Annotated in this window: 19 protein-coding genes and 2 pseudogenes; 8 read left to right on the top strand and 13 right to left on the bottom strand. The window is 68.9% G+C overall.

Annotation, left to right across the window (positions count from 1 at the left end; all coding sequences use genetic code 11):
- Positions 1 to 374: 374 nt before the first annotated feature.
- Positions 375 to 1020 (top strand): annotated as a pseudogene (locus AB0F03_RS34175) (IS5 family transposase); the annotation flags it as partial.
- 5 nt (positions 1021 to 1025) lie between these two features.
- Here the strand turns inward: AB0F03_RS34175 and AB0F03_RS34170 are convergent.
- Complete coding sequence (locus AB0F03_RS34170; RefSeq protein WP_361999384.1) at positions 1026 to 1844, bottom strand: transposase family protein; 819 nt, start codon at positions 1842 to 1844, stop codon at positions 1026 to 1028.
- A 175-nt stretch (positions 1845 to 2019) separates the two neighbouring features.
- Here AB0F03_RS34170 and AB0F03_RS34165 point away from each other — a divergent pair, with 175 nt between their 5' ends.
- Positions 2020 to 2250: a hypothetical protein gene (locus AB0F03_RS34165; RefSeq protein WP_361999381.1), complete on the top strand. Its 231-nt coding sequence runs from the start codon at positions 2020 to 2022 to the stop codon at positions 2248 to 2250.
- 21 nt (positions 2251 to 2271) lie between these two features.
- On the opposite strand, the gene AB0F03_RS34160 is transcribed toward AB0F03_RS34165, so the two are convergent.
- Both AB0F03_RS34160 and AB0F03_RS34155 read right to left on the bottom strand, forming a co-directional pair.
- Positions 2272 to 2853, bottom strand: coding sequence for a hypothetical protein (locus AB0F03_RS34160; RefSeq protein WP_361999379.1), 582 nt, complete (start codon positions 2851 to 2853; stop codon positions 2272 to 2274).
- 685 nt (positions 2854 to 3538) lie between these two features.
- Entirely contained in the window at positions 3539 to 4030 is a 492-nt protein-coding gene (locus AB0F03_RS34155; protein WP_361999406.1) for an amino acid transporter, read from the bottom strand.
- Positions 4031 to 4113: 83 nt separating this feature from the next.
- Here AB0F03_RS34155 and AB0F03_RS34150 point away from each other — a divergent pair, with 83 nt between their 5' ends.
- Entirely contained in the window at positions 4114 to 4566 is a 453-nt protein-coding gene (locus tag AB0F03_RS34150; protein WP_361999376.1) for a hypothetical protein, read from the top strand.
- 405 nt (positions 4567 to 4971) lie between these two features.
- The gene (locus AB0F03_RS34145; protein WP_361999373.1) at positions 4972 to 6234 is read left to right on the top strand and encodes an MFS transporter; all 1263 of its coding nucleotides are present in this window, start codon (positions 4972 to 4974) and stop codon (positions 6232 to 6234) included.
- On the opposite strand, the gene AB0F03_RS34140 is transcribed toward AB0F03_RS34145, so the two are convergent.
- Both AB0F03_RS34140 and AB0F03_RS34135 read right to left on the bottom strand, forming a co-directional pair.
- Entirely contained in the window at positions 6188 to 6472 is a 285-nt protein-coding gene (locus tag AB0F03_RS34140; RefSeq protein ID WP_361999370.1) for a hypothetical protein, read from the bottom strand. The two genes, AB0F03_RS34145 and AB0F03_RS34140, sit on opposite strands and share 47 nt — an antisense overlap.
- The gene (locus tag AB0F03_RS34135) at positions 6444 to 6824 is read right to left on the bottom strand and encodes a hypothetical protein (protein ID WP_361999367.1); all 381 of its coding nucleotides are present in this window, start codon (positions 6822 to 6824) and stop codon (positions 6444 to 6446) included. Before AB0F03_RS34135 ends, AB0F03_RS34140 begins: the two co-directional genes overlap by 29 nt.
- Before the next feature lie 360 nt (positions 6825 to 7184).
- On the opposite strand from AB0F03_RS34135, the pseudogene AB0F03_RS34130 reads away from it, so the two are divergent.
- Positions 7185 to 8014 (top strand): annotated as a pseudogene (locus tag AB0F03_RS34130) (IS5 family transposase).
- Between the two features lie 16 nt (positions 8015 to 8030).
- Here AB0F03_RS34130 and AB0F03_RS34125 read toward each other — a convergent pair.
- The 7 genes from AB0F03_RS34125 to AB0F03_RS34095 form a co-directional block, all read right to left on the bottom strand.
- Positions 8031 to 8282, bottom strand: coding sequence for a hypothetical protein (locus tag AB0F03_RS34125; protein WP_361999365.1), 252 nt, complete (start codon positions 8280 to 8282; stop codon positions 8031 to 8033).
- Positions 8283 to 8600: 318 nt separating this feature from the next.
- Complete coding sequence (locus AB0F03_RS34120) at positions 8601 to 9518, bottom strand: NADP-dependent oxidoreductase (protein WP_361999363.1); 918 nt, start codon at positions 9516 to 9518, stop codon at positions 8601 to 8603.
- A 277-nt stretch (positions 9519 to 9795) separates the two neighbouring features.
- Positions 9796 to 11148: a replicative DNA helicase gene (locus AB0F03_RS34115; RefSeq protein WP_361999361.1), complete on the bottom strand. Its 1353-nt coding sequence runs from the start codon at positions 11146 to 11148 to the stop codon at positions 9796 to 9798.
- The gene (locus AB0F03_RS34110; RefSeq protein WP_361999403.1) at positions 11145 to 11657 is read right to left on the bottom strand and encodes a DUF721 domain-containing protein; all 513 of its coding nucleotides are present in this window, start codon (positions 11655 to 11657) and stop codon (positions 11145 to 11147) included. The genes AB0F03_RS34115 and AB0F03_RS34110 overlap by 4 nt, the downstream gene beginning before the upstream one ends.
- 184 nt (positions 11658 to 11841) lie before the next feature.
- The gene (locus AB0F03_RS34105) at positions 11842 to 12417 is read right to left on the bottom strand and encodes a hypothetical protein (protein WP_361999359.1); all 576 of its coding nucleotides are present in this window, start codon (positions 12415 to 12417) and stop codon (positions 11842 to 11844) included.
- The gene (locus tag AB0F03_RS34100; protein ID WP_361999356.1) at positions 12414 to 12794 is read right to left on the bottom strand and encodes a hypothetical protein; all 381 of its coding nucleotides are present in this window, start codon (positions 12792 to 12794) and stop codon (positions 12414 to 12416) included. Before AB0F03_RS34100 ends, AB0F03_RS34105 begins: the two co-directional genes overlap by 4 nt.
- A 1134-nt stretch (positions 12795 to 13928) precedes the next feature.
- Positions 13929 to 14441, bottom strand: coding sequence for a hypothetical protein (locus AB0F03_RS34095; protein ID WP_361999353.1), 513 nt, complete (start codon positions 14439 to 14441; stop codon positions 13929 to 13931).
- A gap of 869 nt (positions 14442 to 15310) precedes the next feature.
- On the opposite strand from AB0F03_RS34095, the gene AB0F03_RS34090 reads away from it, so the two are divergent.
- Positions 15311 to 16191 (top strand): IS5 family transposase gene (locus tag AB0F03_RS34090; RefSeq protein ID WP_361999350.1). Its coding sequence is split into 2 segments (ribosomal slippage): positions 15311 to 15671 and positions 15671 to 16191, totalling 882 coding nucleotides; the frame shifts between segments, so codons are not numbered across the junction.
- Here AB0F03_RS34090 and AB0F03_RS34085 read toward each other — a convergent pair.
- Positions 16154 to 16630, bottom strand: coding sequence for a hypothetical protein (locus AB0F03_RS34085; protein WP_361999347.1), 477 nt, complete (start codon positions 16628 to 16630; stop codon positions 16154 to 16156). The genes AB0F03_RS34090 and AB0F03_RS34085 overlap by 38 nt on opposite strands.
- 403 nt (positions 16631 to 17033) lie before the next feature.
- On the opposite strand from AB0F03_RS34085, the gene AB0F03_RS34080 reads away from it, so the two are divergent.
- The gene (locus tag AB0F03_RS34080; protein ID WP_361999344.1) at positions 17034 to 17609 is read left to right on the top strand and encodes a hypothetical protein; all 576 of its coding nucleotides are present in this window, start codon (positions 17034 to 17036) and stop codon (positions 17607 to 17609) included.
- Positions 17610 to 18756: 1147 nt separating this feature from the next.
- Positions 18757 to 19155 (top strand): hypothetical protein, encoded by a 399-nt coding sequence (locus AB0F03_RS34075; RefSeq protein ID WP_361999342.1) that lies wholly within the window; start codon positions 18757 to 18759, stop codon positions 19153 to 19155.
- Positions 19156 to 19530 lie beyond the last annotated feature (375 nt).

Raw genomic sequence — 19530 nt, 5'->3', positions numbered from 1 at the left:
CTTCATGGAGGCCATCGGTGGGGGGCGAACGACGGGTGCACTCGTGAAGCTGCGGCGAACGGGAACCTAAAGGTCTGCACCAAAGTCGTCAAGAGATGAAACAAGATGGCCGCCATCGGATCAGCATTCGCGAGGACTTGAACACAGCTGAGCCCCAGGTGGGGCCCCTTAGGCTTCGACAGCACTTAATTCAAGTCTTGTTCAGAAGGGTGTTGTCACACTTCGTGCGCGCCGGGCGCCGACGACGCGCCCTGGCTTGGCCCGACCAGTACGCCTCCTCATCGTGGGATGCGTGAAGTGCTGCCTCTGGCAGCTGTCCGCGCTGGTGCGAGCAGGGGCAGGCCCGGTTACCCGTGAACAGGACATTTCCGCGGCTGTCGGATGATCTTGTGCCTGATGACTTGTGGGATCGTGTCGCTCCGCTGCTCCCGCCTCGCCCGCCGCGGCGTCGGCGGTATCCGGGCCGGGCTGCCGACGGATGACCACGCGGCTCTGCGCAGGATCGTCTACGTGCTACCACGGCTGTGACCTGGGCGGATGTGCCGGTCGAGACAATCGGCTGCAGCGGGGTGACGTGCTGGCGGCGCCTGCGGGACTGGACCGAGGCCGGTGTCTGGCCCCGTCTGCACGAGAACCTCCTCGCAGAACTCCGCAAGGCCGGACGGTTGGACATGGAGGACGCCGCGGTCGACGGCTCGCACGTCCAAGCCCTGAAAGGGGGCTCACACCGGACCTTCGCCGGTCGACCGCGGGCGCCGGGGCAAGCATCATGTGATCACCGACCGCCACGGAACGCCCCTTGCGGCGTCGTTGACCAGTGGAAATCATCATGACGTCACCCAGCTCATGCCCCTGCTGGACGCCATACCCCGCATCCGCGGCCTGGTGGGCAGGCCACGTCACCGACCACGGCGGCTGTTCGCCGACCGCGGCTACGACTACGACAAGTACCGGCGTCTCCTCCGCGCTCGCGGCATCACGCCGAAGATCGCCCGCAAGGGCACCGCCCACGGGTCCGGGGCGGCTTAACGAGCTCGTGCACGGTAGGCAGGGAGGCGTCGAGACATCGGTCGTTCTGATGTCAGGTCCGCGGTCTGCTGGTGGGACAGCAGACCGGCGATGGCCTGGATGGTGTGACTCATGTGCTCGCGACGGCCGAGGTGGCGGGTCAGAGCACGCCAGTTCTTCAGGTGGGCGATACCGTGCTCGATCCGGATCCGCCTCGAGGAGTGCGCCTTGCGCTGCCGCTCGTGCATCTCCTCGTACCAGTCCGGGGCGTTCTTCTTGAACTTGCGGTGCGGCGGGGTCACCACCCGGCCGCCGGTCTGCGCGCCCAGGCCCTGGTAGCCGGCATCCGCGAGGATCTCGGCTGCCGGGCCGCCCTCCAAGAGCCTGACCAGCCCTAACTGGCGGGCATGGGTGATGTCCGCGCAGCTGCCGTGCTGAGTCGGGCTGCAGAAGAGCACCCGGCCGTCGCCATCCGTGACGACCATGGTCTTGACCGCGTTCTGCTTGCTCTTGCCGGAGACGAACTTGTCCCGGTCTTTGCGTCTGGCAGCCGGCCGCCTGACTCGAATCTCGGTGCCGTCGATGATGCCGGTCTTCCCGCTGGCGCCGAGATGGTCGATGACCTCGGCGAGTGTCCGCAGCCGCACTCCGCGGCTGATGGTGCAGCCTCGCTCGGCCAGCAGAGGCCGCACCTCACCGATGGCCCGGGTGATGGTCGAGCGGTCGACGCCGAACCAGCAGGCCAGCACGTCGTGCGTGACGGCGTGACGGAGATGCACCAGCGTGGCTAGGAGACGGTCGACGAACACCAGCTGGTGCTTCGCGCCGGCACCCACCGCCCGCCTCCGTGGCCGGGACGCGAGCTTGGCCTGTTCGAGCACATCGACGAACGAGTGGAGCGGGCGACTCGACGGGCCGCAAAGGAGCCCTGACTGCCTACAGGGACTCAACCCTATTCAAGACATCTATGGATGGGGCCTGCGCGTCTCCGAAGCGTCCGGCCTGGACGTCGTGGACCTCTACCGGAACGCGAAGGCTCCCCAGTTCAGCAGCCGGCTCACGACCCGTCTGCGGAACATCGGCCTCCCGTCCGAAGCCGGACGATGCGCCGCCCTGCTCGACCTTTGCACACAGATGCCACCGGCCGTGCTGCAACGGCTGCTCGGTATCAGCCCTATGGCGGCCGTGTCGGCCGGCGCGGTCAGAATGGCCAAAGCAGCCGAGGTGGCCCGTCGATCGTGAGCTGCACGCTCTCGGCCGCCATCAGGCTTCAATGCGAAGCCACGTGTCGCCAGCGCGAAGCCATAGAAGACCGTCGCGACCCTGACAGCAGCGCATGACCACCCGTCCGGGCACTCGAATCTTGCGCCGCTCGGTCACACTCCAGGTATCACCATCCAACTCGGCTCGCACCAGTTCGGTTGAGCGCCGGTTGTGAACGCGCTTGGCCAGGACCGCTCGATGGTCGCGCACGGCGAACCCGTCCGGGTTACGTACGGGACGGGGCCAACTGGTCACCTCACCGGTCGACGGGGTGATCCGCGTCAAGAACGTGCCTCCCCGCCCACTGCCGGAACACCAGATCAGCCAGACCCGGTCCCCCTCGGTGGCAGCGGTGCATCCCTCCAAAGGAACATCAGGAAGGCGACCTCCCGGGGCCCAGATTGCCTGACCTTCGGCACTCCAGCTGGCAAGACCGGCCGCAGACTCCGGATGCCCTCCGTAGATGCCTTCGTCTCCGTAAGCCGTCCAGATCGACCCCCCGCGATCGGTCACCAGAGCAGGGATGTCGTCGCCGATGCAGAAGGTGGCCTCTTGGTCACCATTTTCCAGAGAGAACACCACGGCGTTCGGGCTCCACGTTCCCGACTCCTCCTTGCCCGCTCGACCGCTTGCTATGAGGATTCGGGACTCCGGGAGAAGAGCGATGTGGCTCGGCCTGACCGGGACGTCCTTGATCGGTCGACGTTGAAGCGACCCGTCAGCCTGGCGAATCACGAGCACCGCATCGAATGGGACCTGCGGGCCCCATCCCACCCATCCCTTTACGTAGCGGCTTCGGCGTAGGCACTGACGATGGACGAGTAGAACAGCCAGCTCCCCCGTCGGGCCAGCGGTCCACCACAGAGGGCGTCGTCCCGCCCAGAGGTCCGTTACGGACGGCTTCCAGACCCTCTGCACGTCGACTGTCGACATCACATCCCCCTGCTTTCAGCCGCAGCACCCGAACGTGAGTGCTGATGAGAGGAGTGTATTGATGCCAGGAACCGCCCCCGCGTCGTCCGACTGTCCCGCGGTGGGCTCACGAACGCTGTTCCGTACAGTCGAATATCCGAACCTGCCGATACTCGCGGAGAAGGCCGGCAAGTCCGGCTACATCAAGCACGCCACCGTCGTCCGCAAGGCCGGCGGCGAGGGCACCGAGCACCCCAAGGCCGTCCAGGACGTCTCCGGCCCCGGCACCGCGCTGATGGAGCTGGACCTTTTCTGCACTATCAGCTTGGCCAGCGCGGCAGGTGAGTGCAGCGGATCAGAAGTGCGTAGTGATCCCGAATGCCTCGCGGAGCTGGGCCATGTCGTGGCGATCCCGGTCGCTGAGCTCGTAGCCCTGGTGAAAGTAGACCTGCTGTTCAGCGGACAGGCAGGGAACGGTGCTGTGCTGAATTGTGCCGGTGACGAAGCAGGCCGCCGGATAGACGAACGGGCGCCCTGGTTCCAACGAAGCCTGGGTGGCACTTCCATCGGGTGTGAAGACCAAAGGATGCAGGTCGATTTCGCGTCCCGTCAAATCCGCGACGACGAAACGCACGGGGCGCCAGTCGAGCGATTCGGCGAAGCCGACTTCGGCAAGAGCCGCAACGACAGTCCGCTCTTGCTCATGGCGGTGCATAAGATCCAGGTCCCGGTGAGCGCGGGTCTGCCTCCCCAGCAGGGCATCGATGCCCCAGCCCCCACCGATCCAGACATCCGTGCCAGCCTTTCGGAGCGCGTCCAAGATCTCCAACACATCATCGCCAGTCACGGTCGGCATTCCTTTCGCTCTCCTGAGGCGGAGAGCCTATGGAGCCGTCCCCGTCCCGTGCATGGTGTTTTCGGCGGTGCCCGATGAACCAGATCGAGCAGGTCGCGACGCTGGCGACGTTCGGAGCGGTCTGGGCAGTCCTCGTTGTCGGCCACAACTTAGCGGACCATGTGTTCGGGCAGAGCTACAGCCAGGCGGCGACCAAGGGAGCGCAGTCAGTGGCCAAGGTCGCCGATGGCGTGAGCCCGCGGCGGGGCTGGGGCGCGTGCCTGGGGCATGTCGCCCAGTACCACCTGGTGATGGCCGTGGTGCTGGCCCTGGCCTGGGCAGTCCTTCCGCTCCAGACGTCCTGGACCGGCCTGGTGGCCGGGCTGGTCGTCTCGGCGGTGACCCATGCGTTCTTCGATCGCCGGTGGCCTGTGCGCTGGCTGTTGCAGCACACCGGCTCGCCGGACTTCGCGGAACTGGAGACGGCCGGGATGAACGGCATGTATCTGACCGATCAGGCCCTGCACCAGGCCGCCCTGCTGGTCTGATCACCCGGTTGTGATGGGCGCCGGGGATGCGGAAACCCGAGGTCGACCGGACCGCTTCCTTGGAAGCGGCGGGTCTGTTCCCGTTTAGGGCGACGAAGTTCGGTCCCGATCGCGGGGTGTGCAGGGCGAGGGCGGCGTTCAGTTCGGTCTCGCGGCGAAGCCGTTCAAATGCCGGCAGGAGCCGGCCGGCCCAGGCTCGCGGCAGCGGCCGGTCCTGTCCGGCGAGTGAGCGCAGCAGGAAGCAGAGGTCCATCGCGGGCGACAGTGCGAAGCGGCTGCGCAGCAGGTCCTCGACGGAGACTTCGAAGCGGAGCACCGCGTCATGCTACCGAAGGACGTCTGTTCCGATTCGTCCAGCGACGAATCATTGGTGAGCGGCGTGGGCGCACGGCGAGGCTGCGTGTCATGACCTCAACCGCCGAGCCCGCGCAGGGCAACCACCGTGCCACCTACCGGGAGGTGTTGGCCGAGCCACGGTTCCGGCTGCTCTTCTCGACCCGCACCGTGGCGATCACCGCGGACGCGCTGCGGATCACCACCTTCTCGGTTCTGGTCTTCTCGGCCACCGGCTCCGCGCTGCTGAGCGCACTGGCCTTCGGCATCGGCTTCATTCCGGAGCTGTTCGGCTCGTTGCTACTGGGCTCGCTGGCCGACCGGCTGCCGGCCCGCGCGCTCATCACCGGCGGCTACGCCTTGACGTGCGCCGCCGCACTGCTGCTCGCCCTGGTGCGGATGCCGATCGCGGCAAGCCTTGGTGTCGTGGCGCTGGTCGCCTTCGCCACACCGGTGTTTCACGGCGCGTTGAGTCGGCTGGTCGCGCAGTCACTGGACGGCGACGCCTATGTGCTGGGCCGTTCGCTGAACAACATCGCTGCCTCCGGCGCGCAATTGTTCGGTCTGGCGCTGGGAGGTGCGGCCGTCGCGGTACTCGGCCCGTGTCGGGCGCTCGCGGTCAGCGCCGCCTTCTACCTCGGCTGCGCGCTCGCAGTCCGCATCGGGCTGCCCCGGCTGCAGCCGGGAGAGTTCGGTGGCGCACCCGGCAGCGCTCGGGGCGATGACGGGGCGGTCCGGGCGAGCCTGCGCGGTGCCGGGCTGCTGCTGCGCGGACAGTCGGTGCGGCGGTTGATGCTGGCCCAGTGGCTGCCGTGCGCGTTCGTAGCGGGCGCGGAGGGTCTGATCGTCGCCTACGCGGGAGGACGCCACTTCGCGCCCGGCTGGTACGCGGTGCTGATGGGCTGTCTGCCGGTCGGCATGCTCGTCGGTGACCTTCTGGTGGGCCGACTCCTACGGCCGCCCACCCGGGAGCGACTGGTGGTCCCGTTGATTGCGCTGATGGGCCTGCCGCTGGTCGGCTTTGCTGCCGAGCCCGAAGTGGGTGTCTCGTCGTGTCTGCTGCTGCTCTGCGGCTTCGGATTCGCCTACAGTCTCGGCCTGCAACGGCCGTTCCTGGACGCCCTGCCGCCAGATGGGCAGGGCCAGGCCTTCGGTTTGCTCGGCTCCAGCAGCATGACGCTGCAGGGCGTCGGCCCGGCCTGCTTCGGCGTGGTGGCCGCAGGCATCGGAACAGGCGGCGCAATCGCCCTGGCGGGGGGTGCGGTGGCGCTTACCGCCGGCTGGATTCTCACCTGGCACCCGCCCACCCGGGTTCCCGTGGGCGCGGCACGGTGAGCCCCAGGTCGAGGCGCTTGTCCATGTCCAGGCGGAAGGTGCCGTACGGGTTGACGTTGGACCAGAACAGCGCGGTCAGCCCCGGCCGGTCCTCATCGCTCAGCTTGTGCTCCCCCAGCCAGTCAGCCGTGATGGTGTCCACGTCGGTGAGGCCCCGCTCGTAGACCCGCGGCTCATCCGGCCACTGCTCGGTCAGCTCCTTGACGCCGTCAGGCGGGAGCAAGTGGTGAAGGGACATTCCCCCTCCTCCTTGAATCCAGGGAGGTCACGGTGGACGGAAGGGGGCGCGGGGCGGCGGCCCCGATGGGGCAGGGCAGCTCCTGGTGGAACAGGTTGGGGCAGCACACCACGGAGTAGGACACGAGCATGCGCGACTGCGTCCAGTAGCCCCAGGTGACGTCTCCGCCGCGCGGGAGGGCGTCCAGGGCGCACATCGCCTTCCACTCCAGGGAGCACGCGTCCTTGCCGTCGTCGCGGACCAGGGGCGGCGCCTCGGCGTAGCGTGCCTGGAGCCAGGCCAGGGCGTCCTCTGAGCGGGACCAGGTGGCGGCCACCTGCCTGGGGCGCATCAGCCAGTGGCCGGTCATCATCGGAGGCAGCTTCTCCTCCAGGAAGGTCCGTGTCTGCGGGTCTTCCGAGCTCTCGCCCGGCCGCCGCCGGCCCTCCTGCTTGTACAGGTGCTGTCACCGTGACCGACGGCGCGCTACGAGCTGCTCCCGTCGGGTGGTGAGTGTGCAGAACGGAGCCCATGCTTCGCGGCCTCCCAATAGGCTCGATTCAGGGACACCACGACCGTAGGAAGTTCTAAGGGGGTCCTGAAGTGACCGCGAGTACGGGTGGTTCGACGACGAACCGCCGGGATTGGACCCCCATGCGGGCGAGCACTCGACAAACCCTGACCGCTAGGGTCTGTCGTCAAATGATCTTTGGTCGGGGATCATGGTCGGGTGATACGTCGCCATGAACTGTCGGATGCCGAGTGGGAGTTCGTCCGGCCGCTGCTGCCCGAGTCGCTGCGGGGCAGGAAGCGGTTGGACGACCGCACGGTGCTCAACGGGATCGTGTGGAAGTTCCGTACCGGGACCGCTTGGCGGGACGTGCCCGAGCGGTACGGCTCCTGGGCCACGCTGCACACCCGCTTCCGCCGGTGGGCCAAGGACGGCACCTTCGAGCGCATCCTCCGGGCCGCCCAGGCCAAGGCCGACGCGGCCGGGGACATCGAGTGGCTCGTGTCGGTCGACTCCACGATCGTCCGAGCCCACCAGCACGCGGCCGGAGCGCGAAAAGGGGGCTCCGCACCCCGGGACTCGGCCGGTCCGGAGGCGGCCTGACCAGCAAGATCCACCTGGCCTGCGATGCTCTGGGCCGACCGCTCGCCTTCACCGTCACCGGCGGGAATACCAACGACTGCACGCAGTTCACGGCCGTGATGAAGGCGATCCGGGTGCCCCGCCCGGGGCCGGGACGGCCCCGGGTCCGCCCCGACCACGTCATCGGCGACAAGGGCTACTGCTCCAAAGCCATACGCGGCTGGCTGCGGCGGCGGAACATCCGGCACACCATCCCGGAACGGTCCGACCAGATCCGCAACCGGCTCCGGCGCGGCAGCCGTGGCGGCCGTCCGCCGGCCTTCGACAAGCAGGTCTACAAGCGGCGCAACGTCGCCGAGCGGTGCTTCAACCGCCTCAAGCAGTGGCGCGGCATCGCCACCCGCTACGACAAGACCGCCGAGTCCTACCAAGCAGCCGTCACCCTCGCAGCCCTGCTGATGTGGGCGTGACATTTGACGACAACTCCTAGGGGTGTGGCAGGTCAAGTTCTCCCGGGCTCTCCGAAGCATGACTGGCTGCACCAAGACCTACGTCGTCCAGTTTGCCGAAGCCGAAGGCTTTGCGCACGTGCACTTCCACATCGTTCCGCGCATGGCAGATCTGCGACCAGAGCATCGTGGGCCGGGCATCTTCGAGCTGCTGCGGCGACCACAGCAGGAGCGAGTAACGGTCGACCAGGCAGACAAAATAGCCCACTCTCTTCGATTTCAACTTCATGGGCACCCGAACACTCAGTAACAGATCACGGAATGTGTGCCAGAACCACTACTGCTCGATGAAGCCATCCGACCTACGGAGTCTCGCGAGTGGCCGCTACTTGGCCATCGTTCGTGAGATTCGGCCACGAAATCTGAGCCCACAATTTGCAGGATCTCGCCACGTCCGACATGTCGATCTTTTGCGACCTGGGCTTTCTTGGTTGTCTCACGGCTGTGTCACCATGATCAGTCACAAGTCCGTGGCATTTCCTCGTCCGACACCGGGCAGGTCAGCGGCCGTCCAGCCCACCACCGCTGTTGGCTCATTCCAGGGTGCTCAGGGGCGCACGCGAATGACGGTCTTACCCTTGCGCCGCTCGGTCGGGTTGAGCGCAGGGACGGCGTCGTCGAGGGTCGCGACGGTTCCGATGTGCGTGCGAAGGCGCCCGTCCCGCACCCGGTCGACGATCTCCACCAGCTGACTCGGAACGGACTCGACGACGAAGTCGACCGCCAAGCCGTCGACAGGGCGAGCCTCAACAGGCCCGACCACCGACACCAGCGTCCCGCCAGGCCGGATGATTCTCGCCGAGCGCCTTTGGATGTCAGCGCCGATGACATCGAAGACCACGTCGACCCCGCCGATCTCGTCGAGATCCTCGGTGGCGAGGTCGAGGAACTCGTTCGCGCCGAAGTCGAGCGCCGCCTGGCGGTCCGCCGCCCGCCCGGTACCGATGACGTAGGCGCCGAACTCCCGGGCGAGCTGCGTAACCACAGACCCGACTGCGCCGGCGGCGCCGTGTGCGAGGACGCTCTGCCCCGCCTGAAGACGACCGTGCTGGAACAGACCTTGCCACGCGGTCAGGCCGGAGATCGGCAGGCTCGCACCCACCGTGAAGTCGACGTTCCCCGGCAGCGGCGCCAAGTTGCGTGCCTCCACGGCCGCGTACTCGGCCAGGGTTCCATCGCGGTGCCAGTCCGTGATCCCGAACACCCGCTGTCCCAGCGAGAGCCCCGTCGTGCCGTAGCCGAGGGAGGTGACCACTCCGGCGAACTCGTGGCCGATGATCGCTTGGGCTCGATCGCGACCGGCGCGATCGACCCACGTCGAGGGCCACTCCCACTCCGCGGGGACGAAGCCCGACGCATGGACTTCAACGACGACGTCGTTGATCGCCGGCGTCGGCTCAGGCCGCTCCGCGAGTGTGATCCCGGCTGCTTCCGCGGCCGGATCCGTCGCGACGATTGCCTTCACTGGTACCTCCGTATATCTCATGCTCGCCGGCTCTGTGCGCCGCCCAATCCATGGAGTGTGCTGATTAGGCCACAGAGGAACGGCAACAAGATGCGTCACCACAGATGGACGGACCCCTGAAACGCGTCGAGTCCAACCGGAGCTCGACGAGCACCACACACGCAGGGCAGCAACACCCACCCACGCGCTAGTCTCACGGCGATGTCGTATACGACATCGGTACGACACGGCTAGTGCGATTACGACATCAGCCGTAAGACCCAACAACATTCGAGCCTTACGTCTGGGCCATGTCGATGAAGCGGGAGTAGTGGCCCTGGAAGGCGACGGTGATCGTCGCGGTGGGACCGTTGCGGTGTTTGGCGACGATCAGGTCGGCTTCCCCTGCGCGAGGGGATTCCTTCTCGTGGGCGTCCTCGCGGTGGAGGAGGATGGCGACGTCTGCGGTGTCTTCGAGTGCGCCAGAGTCCCGCAGGTCGCTGAGCAGGGCTTTTTTGTCGGTGCGCTGTTCAGGGCCGCGGTTGAGGGTGGAGACGGCGAGGATGGGCAGGCGCAGCTCCTTAGCGAGGAGTTTCAGGCAGCGGGCGATCTCGCTCACCTCCTCGTACCGGGAGGAGAGTTGTCGGGTGCCGTAGGTCAGGAGCTGGACTGTGTCGATGGCGATGAGCTTGACGTCCTTGCGGGCGGCCAGGTAGCGGCAGTGGGCGCGCAGGTCGTGGATGTCGGCGTAGGAGCCGTCCTGGATGTAGAGGGGCGCGGCCTGGATGTCCGGCATCCGGCGGGCCATCCGGGTCCAGTCCTCGTCGGTGCAGGTGCCCGAGCGCATGTGGTGCAGGGGGACACGGGCTTCGGCGGACAGGATGCGCATGCCGACTTCGTGTCGGTCGGCTTCGAGAGTGAACAGGGCGCTGGGCAGGCCGTGTTTGATGCTTGCTGCGCGGAGGAAGTCGACGGCGAGGGTGGAGGTGCCCATGGCCGGGCGGGCGGCCAGCATGATGAGCTGGCCGGGGTGCAGGCCGCCGAGGAGAGTGTCGAGGTCGCTGAAGCCGGTGGGCACGCCGGGCAGGGGGTCCGTGCGGCTGCCTACGGCTTCGAGCCAGTCGAGGGTGCCTTCCATGACCTCGTCCAGCGGGCTGGCGGGCGGGAGCAGGGGGCGCCGGGTGGTCGCGGCGAAGATTTCCGCCTGGGCGATGTCGGCGACTCGTTGCGCGAAGCCGGGCTCGCAGTCGGTGGTCAGGTCTTCGATGTGGACGGCGGCGATCTTGGTGCGGCGCAGCATGGCTGCGTTGTGCACGCGTTCGGCTTCCGTCATCCATTTCCGGGTTGGTGGGGAGCCGTCGATGAGGGCGGTGATGTAGGGGGTGCCGCCGGCTTCCTCCAGCGTGCCCTCTTTGCTGAGGTGGGCGATGACCGAGATCGGGTCGGTGGGCTGCTCGCGTGCGTGCAGGTCGAGGATCGCGGTGTAGATGAGGGTGTGGGCGGGCCGGTAGAAGTCGTCGCCCGTGAGGACTGCCGCGATGTCGGCGATCGCGTCTTTCGACCGCAGCATCGCCGTGAGCACCGCTTTCTCAGCGGGCAGGTCGTGCGGGTCACGCGGTGTGGTGTCGGTGTGGGCGTCCTCGACGGTCAATCGGTCTTCCCCCGGGTTGTCGTGCCGCGGGTGCGGCGCGTGCTGCCTCGCCAGCGTAGCCATGGCGCGGGTGAGGTCCCCGCCGTGTTCGGCTCCGGTTCATCGACGTGGTGGAGCCGCTCCCGTGGCATGGCGCGATGTTGACGTTCCAGCGCCGCTTGGACGGCCGGGTCCGGCTGTGCTGCGGGCAGCGGTAGCAGGAGACCGGCGAGGGACGATGTGGGCGGCGGCATGCTTTCGTGCGGTGGGAAGAGGCCGGCAGGCAGTGGGGAGATGGTGCGCCTGACCAGGCGGATGGAGCGGACCGTGCCGGGGGTGAGACGGGCGTTGAGCGCGTCGGTGAGAGCGGGGGCCGGGAGACGGACCTGGGTGAGCCATGCCTTGGAGTCGGCAGCAAGGGTCAGGGTGCCGGTTTCGGCGTCTAAAGCAGCGGCGCGCACGTGACGAGCGACCTCGCCTGCCCCGGCTGGCCACTCCAGCAGCACACGGGGGCCGGCCTGGGGGAACAGAGCCTGCAGAACTTGGTCGAGGCGTGTCCCGGTTCGGTTTTGCCTGTCCGGCGGCGCACGGGCGTGCGTCTGCGGTGGGTGGCCGGGTCGGTGTAGCGGTGGCGACGGGCGTCTTCGCGTGCCTGCCGCAGTGCCACCATCGCCAGGTCTGTTCCGGGCGGGGTGCTGGCGACTGGCGGGTTGTTCACAGCTCGACGGTCCAGGACACCGGGGTGGGCGTGCCCCAGACCCGTATGACGTTGTGGTCGGTGTAGGCGTGCACCAGCCGGTAGGCGTCGGCCGGCTGCGGCCCTGTGAATAGCTGGTCGATGTACTGCTCGGCCTCGGTCCGGCTGGTGCGGGGGGTGCCGCACAGTTGCCAGGCGCGGCCGTTCCACATCTCCGGAAGCCACCGCCTGACCGGTTGCGGATCGTCGGCGCGGATCGCGTGGCGGGAGGGGACGCGAAGTGGTGGCGCTTCCTGGTCGTCCGGGTGATGGGTGCGTGTGCGGGGCAGTGTGCGCAGTCCGGCGCGGCGGCGGGTCTCGCACAGCAGACACAGATCGGCAGCGTCCGGGTCGACGGGGCCGCTTGGATGGTCCAGGCAGCGCGTGGTCGGCTTCGCCGTCTGGATCGCGTCGTCGACGAGCGTGCGGGCCCGCTGGAGGTCGCTGCGGATCTCGGACACATCCGTCACGGCGGCCGCATCTTCGAGGCGCTGCCCGTGTTCCCCGGTCAGGCGCAGCGCTCGGCCCAAGGCGACGAGCTGGGCGTGGTTCACCGGCTGTTGCCTCCTTCAATCACCTTCATCTTGACACGCGCTGAGCCGGTCAAGGCATGCGCCGCGGGCTGCGGGCCGCGGGCGAGCCTGAGCCGCATAGCGCGCCACAGTTCTCCCGCTCCGCGGCTGGTGTCGGGCTGACTGGCGTGCATTCCGGGACAGCAGGCGTCATGGCCGACTTTGGCGTTGCCGTAGTCGCGGTGGTGGGGGCCGGCCCAGGCGATGCCGCCGGAGAGGTGGAAGACCTCGGTGTCGGCGAAGTAGCGGGCGGGGAAATCGCCGGGGACCAGCGCGATCCACGCCCGCTCTGCGTCCGGTTCGTCGCCGGTGACCGCTCGCACGGCATCGGCTGTCGCCTGGGGCCGGTAGGTGGTCACTCCGTCGAACTCCACTGTGCGGTGGCGGTGCGTGGCCAGGGTGCATGCCGGGCACGGGACGGTCAGCCGCCGCCCCCATCCAGGGACGAGATCGTCACCTGGCCGCTGCTGAGGAGGAACGCTCACGACCGGTCAGCCTCCGATGCCGAAGAAGCCCGCAGGCCCGCGCGGGGCCGTCAACGAGCAGGCTACGGGCTGTGATCGCGATGTGGGCGGCGTTTCGAGGGGGATGCGTCTGCCGGCCGTTGGCGGCCTCACTCCACCACGGCGGTGGGCGCTCGCAGTCCCGGCACCGACGGACGTCTCGCGGGCGGCGGGGATACGCGGCGGCCACCGTCACGCACGTACACATCCCCCACGGCCGGGTCCGGGGCGCGCAGTTGGTCCTCACCAGCGCATGCCTACCGGGCATCGAGGAGCCGGGATGTGTAGGCGGGGCGAGGTGCGGCAGGACCAGAGTGAGGTGACGGGCCCGGGCGTCAACAGTGGTAGCGGGCGCTGCGGCGAACCCGAACGGGCCCGGGTATCGATGACAAGGCCGGTGGCGGTGGTGTACACCCCCGGCGCCGACGTCGACAGCCGCCAGCGCGACGTCGACCACCGGCCGCATGCGCCCGTACCGCTGCGGACGCCCGGGCCACTGCGCCACCGGGTCGACGTCGGCGCGCCCTGGGCACGAATCTCACTGCTTGGCTGCACCGAAGCAGCTGGGCGTCCCGGTGAAGAATCCATGTCGCCGATGTTGCCCACGAGTCCGCCGGCGCCAAAGCGCGCCCGGGGTGCCCGTGAGGGGCTGTTTATGCACGTCATGCGTACGCCACAACGACGTCTTATCCGCAGTCCAGCGCGGCTCAGCGCCGGCGCGGCGACGGCCCCGCGGCTTCCGGACCGGGCCGACCAGCGGCCAGCGGCCAGCGACGTCGGAACGGGCAGCGGGATCTGTTTGGCCCCGCGGGGGATGGCTGTGGGGCTGCCAGCTTTGCAGGTCGTCGGGCGAGCGGATGCCGGGCCGGTGAGATGTCCCCCTGGGACGGACTGCGATCGCCAGCCAGGTTCCGCGCCTTGGAAGGGCTGGGCTGGGCAGGGCCTTCAAGGCGGCGTCTGCTGTGGGCCCGCGGGCGGCCGGCGGGGAACTCATTGGTCGGTCCAGGCGCGGTGATGCCGCTGGGCGTGGCGGCCGGGGGCATCGCTCATGGCGTCGTAGCAGCGGGGGGCGCACGCCAGTCCCAGGCTGGCGCGCATCCAGTCCAGTTCCACGAACTCGTTCGGTGTGATGGTGGTCAAGCCGCAGTTGTCACAGTGCCGTACGCCTTGACCTGGGCACGGCAGTTCCACGGTCGGAATGGGGGCCGACGGTGCAGGTCGGCGGTGGGCGTCCCGGACCTCGCGCCAGTCGGTCCTGGCCCTGCCGGCGGACAAGGACACGGTGGTGGTCTCGCCGGCGTCGGCGTCCGCACCGTAGTCCCACCAGCCGTCGCTGACCTCCCACAACGAGCGCGTCGAGCCATCCGCCAGGCCGAGGTCGTGCCGAGCCAGGCGTACCCAGACCCCGCTGCCCTGGGGACCGAGCGGACTGCGGTGGTCGTCCGTCCATTCGTCCTCGGTGGTGTGGGTGCGTTGCCCTCGCCAGCGCTTCGGCGAGGTCACCGGGGACCGCCTCGGTGACAGCGGCCAGCAACTCCAGCGCCTTGCGACCCGCCTCTGTTACCGCAACCGCATCCTGGGCGATCACCTCCTCCACGGTGCGGACGCGCTCACCGTCGGCGCGCAGTTCATAGGCGCGCGCCGCGCCGATTCCGGCGTCGGCGAGGTATGCAGCCTCGGCGGCCGTCCAGCACCGGGCCGGGTCGGCCGTCGCGGCGAACGGCTGCCCGGCCAGGTCGAACCCCAGCCGGTCGAGGTTCCATCCGGCCTCGGCCCACTCGGCGGGTGAGCGGCCGGTCAGTGCGGCGGCATCGGCAGCGTCGCGCACCGCGAGGATGCGCAGCATCCGGTACAGGCGGTGCGGGGTGAACTCGGTGCCGGCGAACGCGGTGGCTGCGGCCTCGTTCGCGCCGATGGTGGCATAGGCGGCCTCCGACCGGCCGTAGGCCTGTGTGTATGCCTCCAGTGCCGTGCGCGGTCGCCGGTCAGCGGTAGAACGTACTCCGTGATGTGGGCCGGTTCCCGGCGGGCGACGTAGATGCTGCCGGCCTGCTCGTCCACGTGCAGGGAGTCAGCGAGGTGCTCGCCGGGGTAGTCCGTGGGTACCTCGTACAGGCCATGAGGCCACTTGCCGGGAATCGGGCCCAGACGTCCTTCGGCTGCGTCGGCCGGGGGCGGCGGGACCTCGTCGCCATGCCTCAGACCCAGCAGCCGCCAGCCCTGACGGCGCACCGCATCAGTGGGATCATCCGTGCTGACGGCCACCACGTCGTAGGCATCGGCCGGTTCCCCTGCAAGGGCTGCGCGAGGAACGCCTAGGCACTGTCCGGCGGATCGTGTGACTTTCCGACTGGCTGCTCGTTGGTTAGAGCATGAGTCGGGGGGATCTGACGAACCGCGAATGGTCGCGGCTCGAGCCGCATCTGCCGTCTGCGGGCGGTCGGGGAGGCCGGTGGAGCGACCATCGCAGAGTGATCAACGGGATCTTGTTCCGGGTCAGGACCGGTGTCCCGTGGCGTGACCTGCCGGAACGCTATGGGTCCTGGAAAACGGTCTATGAACGTCATCGCCGCTGGTCGGCGGACGGCACCTGGGACCGGGTCCTGCAGGCGGTCCAGGCCGACGCCGACCTTGCGGGGCGGATCGACTGGTCGATGGTGGGAGTCGACTCGACGTCCTGCCGGGCTCACCAGCACGCGGCCGGCGCCCGCAAGGCCAGGCCGCGGGTTCCGAAAAAAGGACGACGCCCCGGCACCACCGCCCCGATGAGGGACTCGGACGGTCCCGGGGCGGTCTGACCTTCAAGATCCACCTCGCCGGCGAGGGTGGCTGCCGTCCCATGGCCCTGCTGGTCACGCCGGGCCAGTGCGGTGATGCTCCGCAGATGATCGAGGTCCTGGACCGGATCCGGGTTCACCGGCCGCTGGGAGGACGGCCCCGGACCCGGCCCGCCCATGTCAGCGGCGACAAGGCCTACAGTGCCCGACGCAACCACCGCTACCTGCGAAGACGCAGGATCAAGCACACGATTCCCGAGCCGAAGGACCAGCGGGCCAACCGTCGGCGCAGAGGAAGCACGGGCGGCAGACCCGCCGGGTTCGACCGCGAGCGCTACCGACGTCGCAACGAGGTCGAGCGAACCATCAACCGGCTCAAGAACTCCCGCGCTGTCGCCACCCGTTACGACAAACGGGCCTACGTCTTCCACGGCACGGTCACCGCAGCAGCGATCCGCTTATGGCTCCGCACATGATCCGCCGGACAGTGCCTAGCACCCGCAGCACCGTGCCGGGCTCCCAGGTGATCCGCCGCCGGGCGGTCTCACCCTGCCCCTCCGTGCCCAGGAGCATCGCGCCGGCGACGACCTCGCAGTGCGTCAGGCGTGGGCTCGTCCAGGAGTGCTGATCGCCCGCATGAGCCAGCTCCACACCCGCCCACTCCAGCAGCAGCCGCCCCTCGGCGCGGACAGCGTCCAGGCGCACGTCCACGTCGACGTACTCGGTCGGCTCCAGCTCACGTCCGGTTCGGCCGCACACCGCATCCAGCACCTCCAGGAGCAGGTCACGGTACTCGGACGCCACATGGGGCGTCGCGCCGTCCCAGCGGTCGATCAGCAGCGGCTCGATCCGCTCGATCCACAGCCGATGAGTGCGCACCGAGCGCGGCACCGACACCCGTACGCCCGTCTCCACCGTGGCCAGCGGCGGCAGCCAGCATGGGTTCGCCGATGTACCACCGGCCCGAGGTCGGGAAGTGCCCGTGCCGGCATCTGAGGGCTGCCGGCACGATCACGCCGCGGAGGGATGTGGGGACTGGGGAGTGCGGCAGGTCTGCTGTGCTGAAACGGATGCGGGCTGGCGGGACGTACTCCCGTGTTCCCTCACCTCGTCACCCGCAGGCGGCGTGCGCGGTCCCCCGCCCACGGGAAACCGCACTCCAGGAAGAGCAAACCGGATCAAATCGCGCGCCGTGCCGTGAGCTCCGCCCGGCTGACTGCCATGCTGGTGTGCTGTGACGCCGCCGTGGCCGTGGGAGCAGCCTCGGGCGTCTGGACGGCTCTGGGTGAGCAGCGGTGTGAAAAAGGAGCGATTTTCCATGGCGAAGCGAGCACGTCCTTCCCGGCAGCAGCGTGTTACGGGTGAGGCAGCCCGGCGGGCCGCGGCGGTTCTTCGTCTCGCGCAGGTCCCCTCGTCGCGGCGCGCGGAGCCGGAGCCTGCCGGGGCCGGTTTTCCGGCGCCTGCGGGGCCGGTGGGCTGGGAGCGGCTCGAGGGCCCCGCGGAGGTGTCGGTGTGTGCTGCCGGGTGCCCGGTCTGCGCGGAAGCCGGCGAACGGTTCACCGCCATCCGTGCACAGTCGGTGGAGCAACGGCGCCGGTTCGACCAGCCCGACCGGTACCCCTACGCCGCGGGCAAGCACACGCTGCACCAGGCCACATGCCGTGAGATCGCGCAGTCGGTCGGCCACATCCAGGGAGACGATTCCATCTGGATGCAGGGCGCGCTGACACGTTTCGCTCACGACGGCACCCTCGACTCCGGGTGGGCGACGCACAAGCGGATGATGGAGCCTGGCGAGGCGGCGGCCTGGGTGGCTGAGCGTATCGGCCCGCGCGGCGGCATCCGCTACCGCCTGTGCCGGATCTGCACGCCCCAGCTGCCCGCGGCCGGCTGAACCGCCGCAGCCGGGCGCGGTGTTCGTCCCGCCATGCCCCGCCCGTTCACACACACGGTGTGTGGCACCGTGAACATGCCGGGCACTACCGGCGACGGTCACGCCACCAGGCGAGCCGGTGAGCGGACTTCTCGGGTGGGAAGTCCGGCTGAAGGGCGACGACGCCCAGGCCAGCACGATGCGGCCGAGCCCGCGCAGTCGTCGACTACGCCAGTACGGCCGCGACTGCGTCCTGGCTCGTCCAGTCCCCGTCGAAGAGCGCGGCGACCAGGCGGCCGTGCTCGTCGGGGAGTTGACCGGCGCGGTGCTTGGTGCGGGTCTTGGCGAGCCAGGCGCCGATCCTGACCGTGTCACCGTCGACGCGGATGCTATCGCGGGCGGCGGGGCCCCGGCCTTCGCGGTGGACGAAGAGTTCCAGGAGCTGGACGGTCTCTTGGAAGGTGCGGCGGGCGCGAGGGGCGGGGGCGAACGGGTTGGTGTCGGGCCATGTGTCGGGGTGGTCGTGGCCCGGTGGTCGGGTGTGGCCCGACCTTGCCGGTGGGTGGGTTAGGCCGTCGACTCCGAAAGACGGCAGCTGGCCGTGGGTTCGGTCCGTGGTGACCGGCAGGGGCAGGCTCGCCGGTGACGGTGCGATCCGGGGTGGGCGTGCGGGGGCATAGGGCGATGCGCCGAGGACCCCCCCCCCCCCCCGGACAATTCGCCTTCCGAATGAGAGGCCGCAGCCCCGTAGCGTTGCGTAATCGCGCCGAATGCCACCATGCCAGGGACAGAGCCGCCGCCGGCGGCCTGTCCGCCGGGCCGGGCGGGCTGTGCCGGCCCTTGGCCGCCCGGTCCGCCTCCGCCCGGCCGTGCCCGCGGTCCGGTCACCGTGCCGGGCTGCCGGGCCTGCCCAGACCCGCCACTCCGCCCGCCCCCGGCCGTCGTGTCGTTGCCCTTGCGCCCGGACGTGCCGCGCTGCGCCGTCGGGCAGCGCCCAGACCTCACCACGCCTCACAGAGTGTCGGTCCGGTCGTGCAACAGCCGCCGTCATCTGTCAAGTCCCGAGATGTAGCGGCATGACGCGGCAGAGCGGCGAGGGCTTACTTAAGGCATGGGTTCACACAGACCAGGTGACCCACTTCCTTCCTTCCGATCAAGGAGAACCGCCATGATCCGCACGTCTCGCACCCAGCGTCTCGCCCTGCTGACCGCCACGACCGCCCTGCTCTCCGGAGGAGGCCTCCTGTCCTCCAGCGCCTTTGCCGCTCCCGCGGCGCCGCACTCCGCTGCGGCCAGCACGGTCATGTCTCACAGTGATCGTGGTGGCGACGGTGACTGGCACAACCACAATGGTCATGACAATGACGACTGGAACAACCACAAGAACCACAAGCGTGGTGTCAAGACCAGGGAGACCACGACGGAAACCACCAGCGAGGTGGAAATCCGTCCGGACGGGACCAGGGTCTTCCGGCAGACCACGAAGAAGACGACGAAGGTGACCAGCAAGAAGGGTCTCCACAAGTCCAACAACGAGCTCCAAGGTTCGGTCAACGGTCGTCAGTAGCGGCCGATTGCCGCAGCCGGTGAACGGCTGGATCCGGGCCGACGGTCACCGACCGTCGGCCCGGAGTGCTGTGTGCCCGGCAGGCAGGAACCTGGCCGCTGAGGTAGTAGGCGGAGACGAAGTCCCGGCCGCCGGTGTCCATGTCGGTGTAGAGCCACCAGTGGTGGTACGCACTGCCGGAGCCCACCTGCGTACCCCAGACCTGAGAGGGAATCGAAATGTTCACGGGTTTCGACAGCAGCACTGGCACGGAGAGGTTGCTGCTGGGGGTGCGATGGCCGACGCCGTCGGGGTCTAGTGCTCCGACCGACGTACGCGTCCCCGACCGTCCGGACAAACGGATGGCCGGGGGTGAGCGTGACGCGGCAGGATGCT

This window comes from Streptomyces sp. NPDC028722 (assembly GCF_040637655.1).
Classification (GTDB): domain Bacteria; phylum Actinomycetota; class Actinomycetes; order Streptomycetales; family Streptomycetaceae; genus Streptomyces.
The sequence above is the reverse complement of the archived record's forward strand: the minus strand, read 5'-3'. Positions and strand labels throughout refer to the sequence as shown.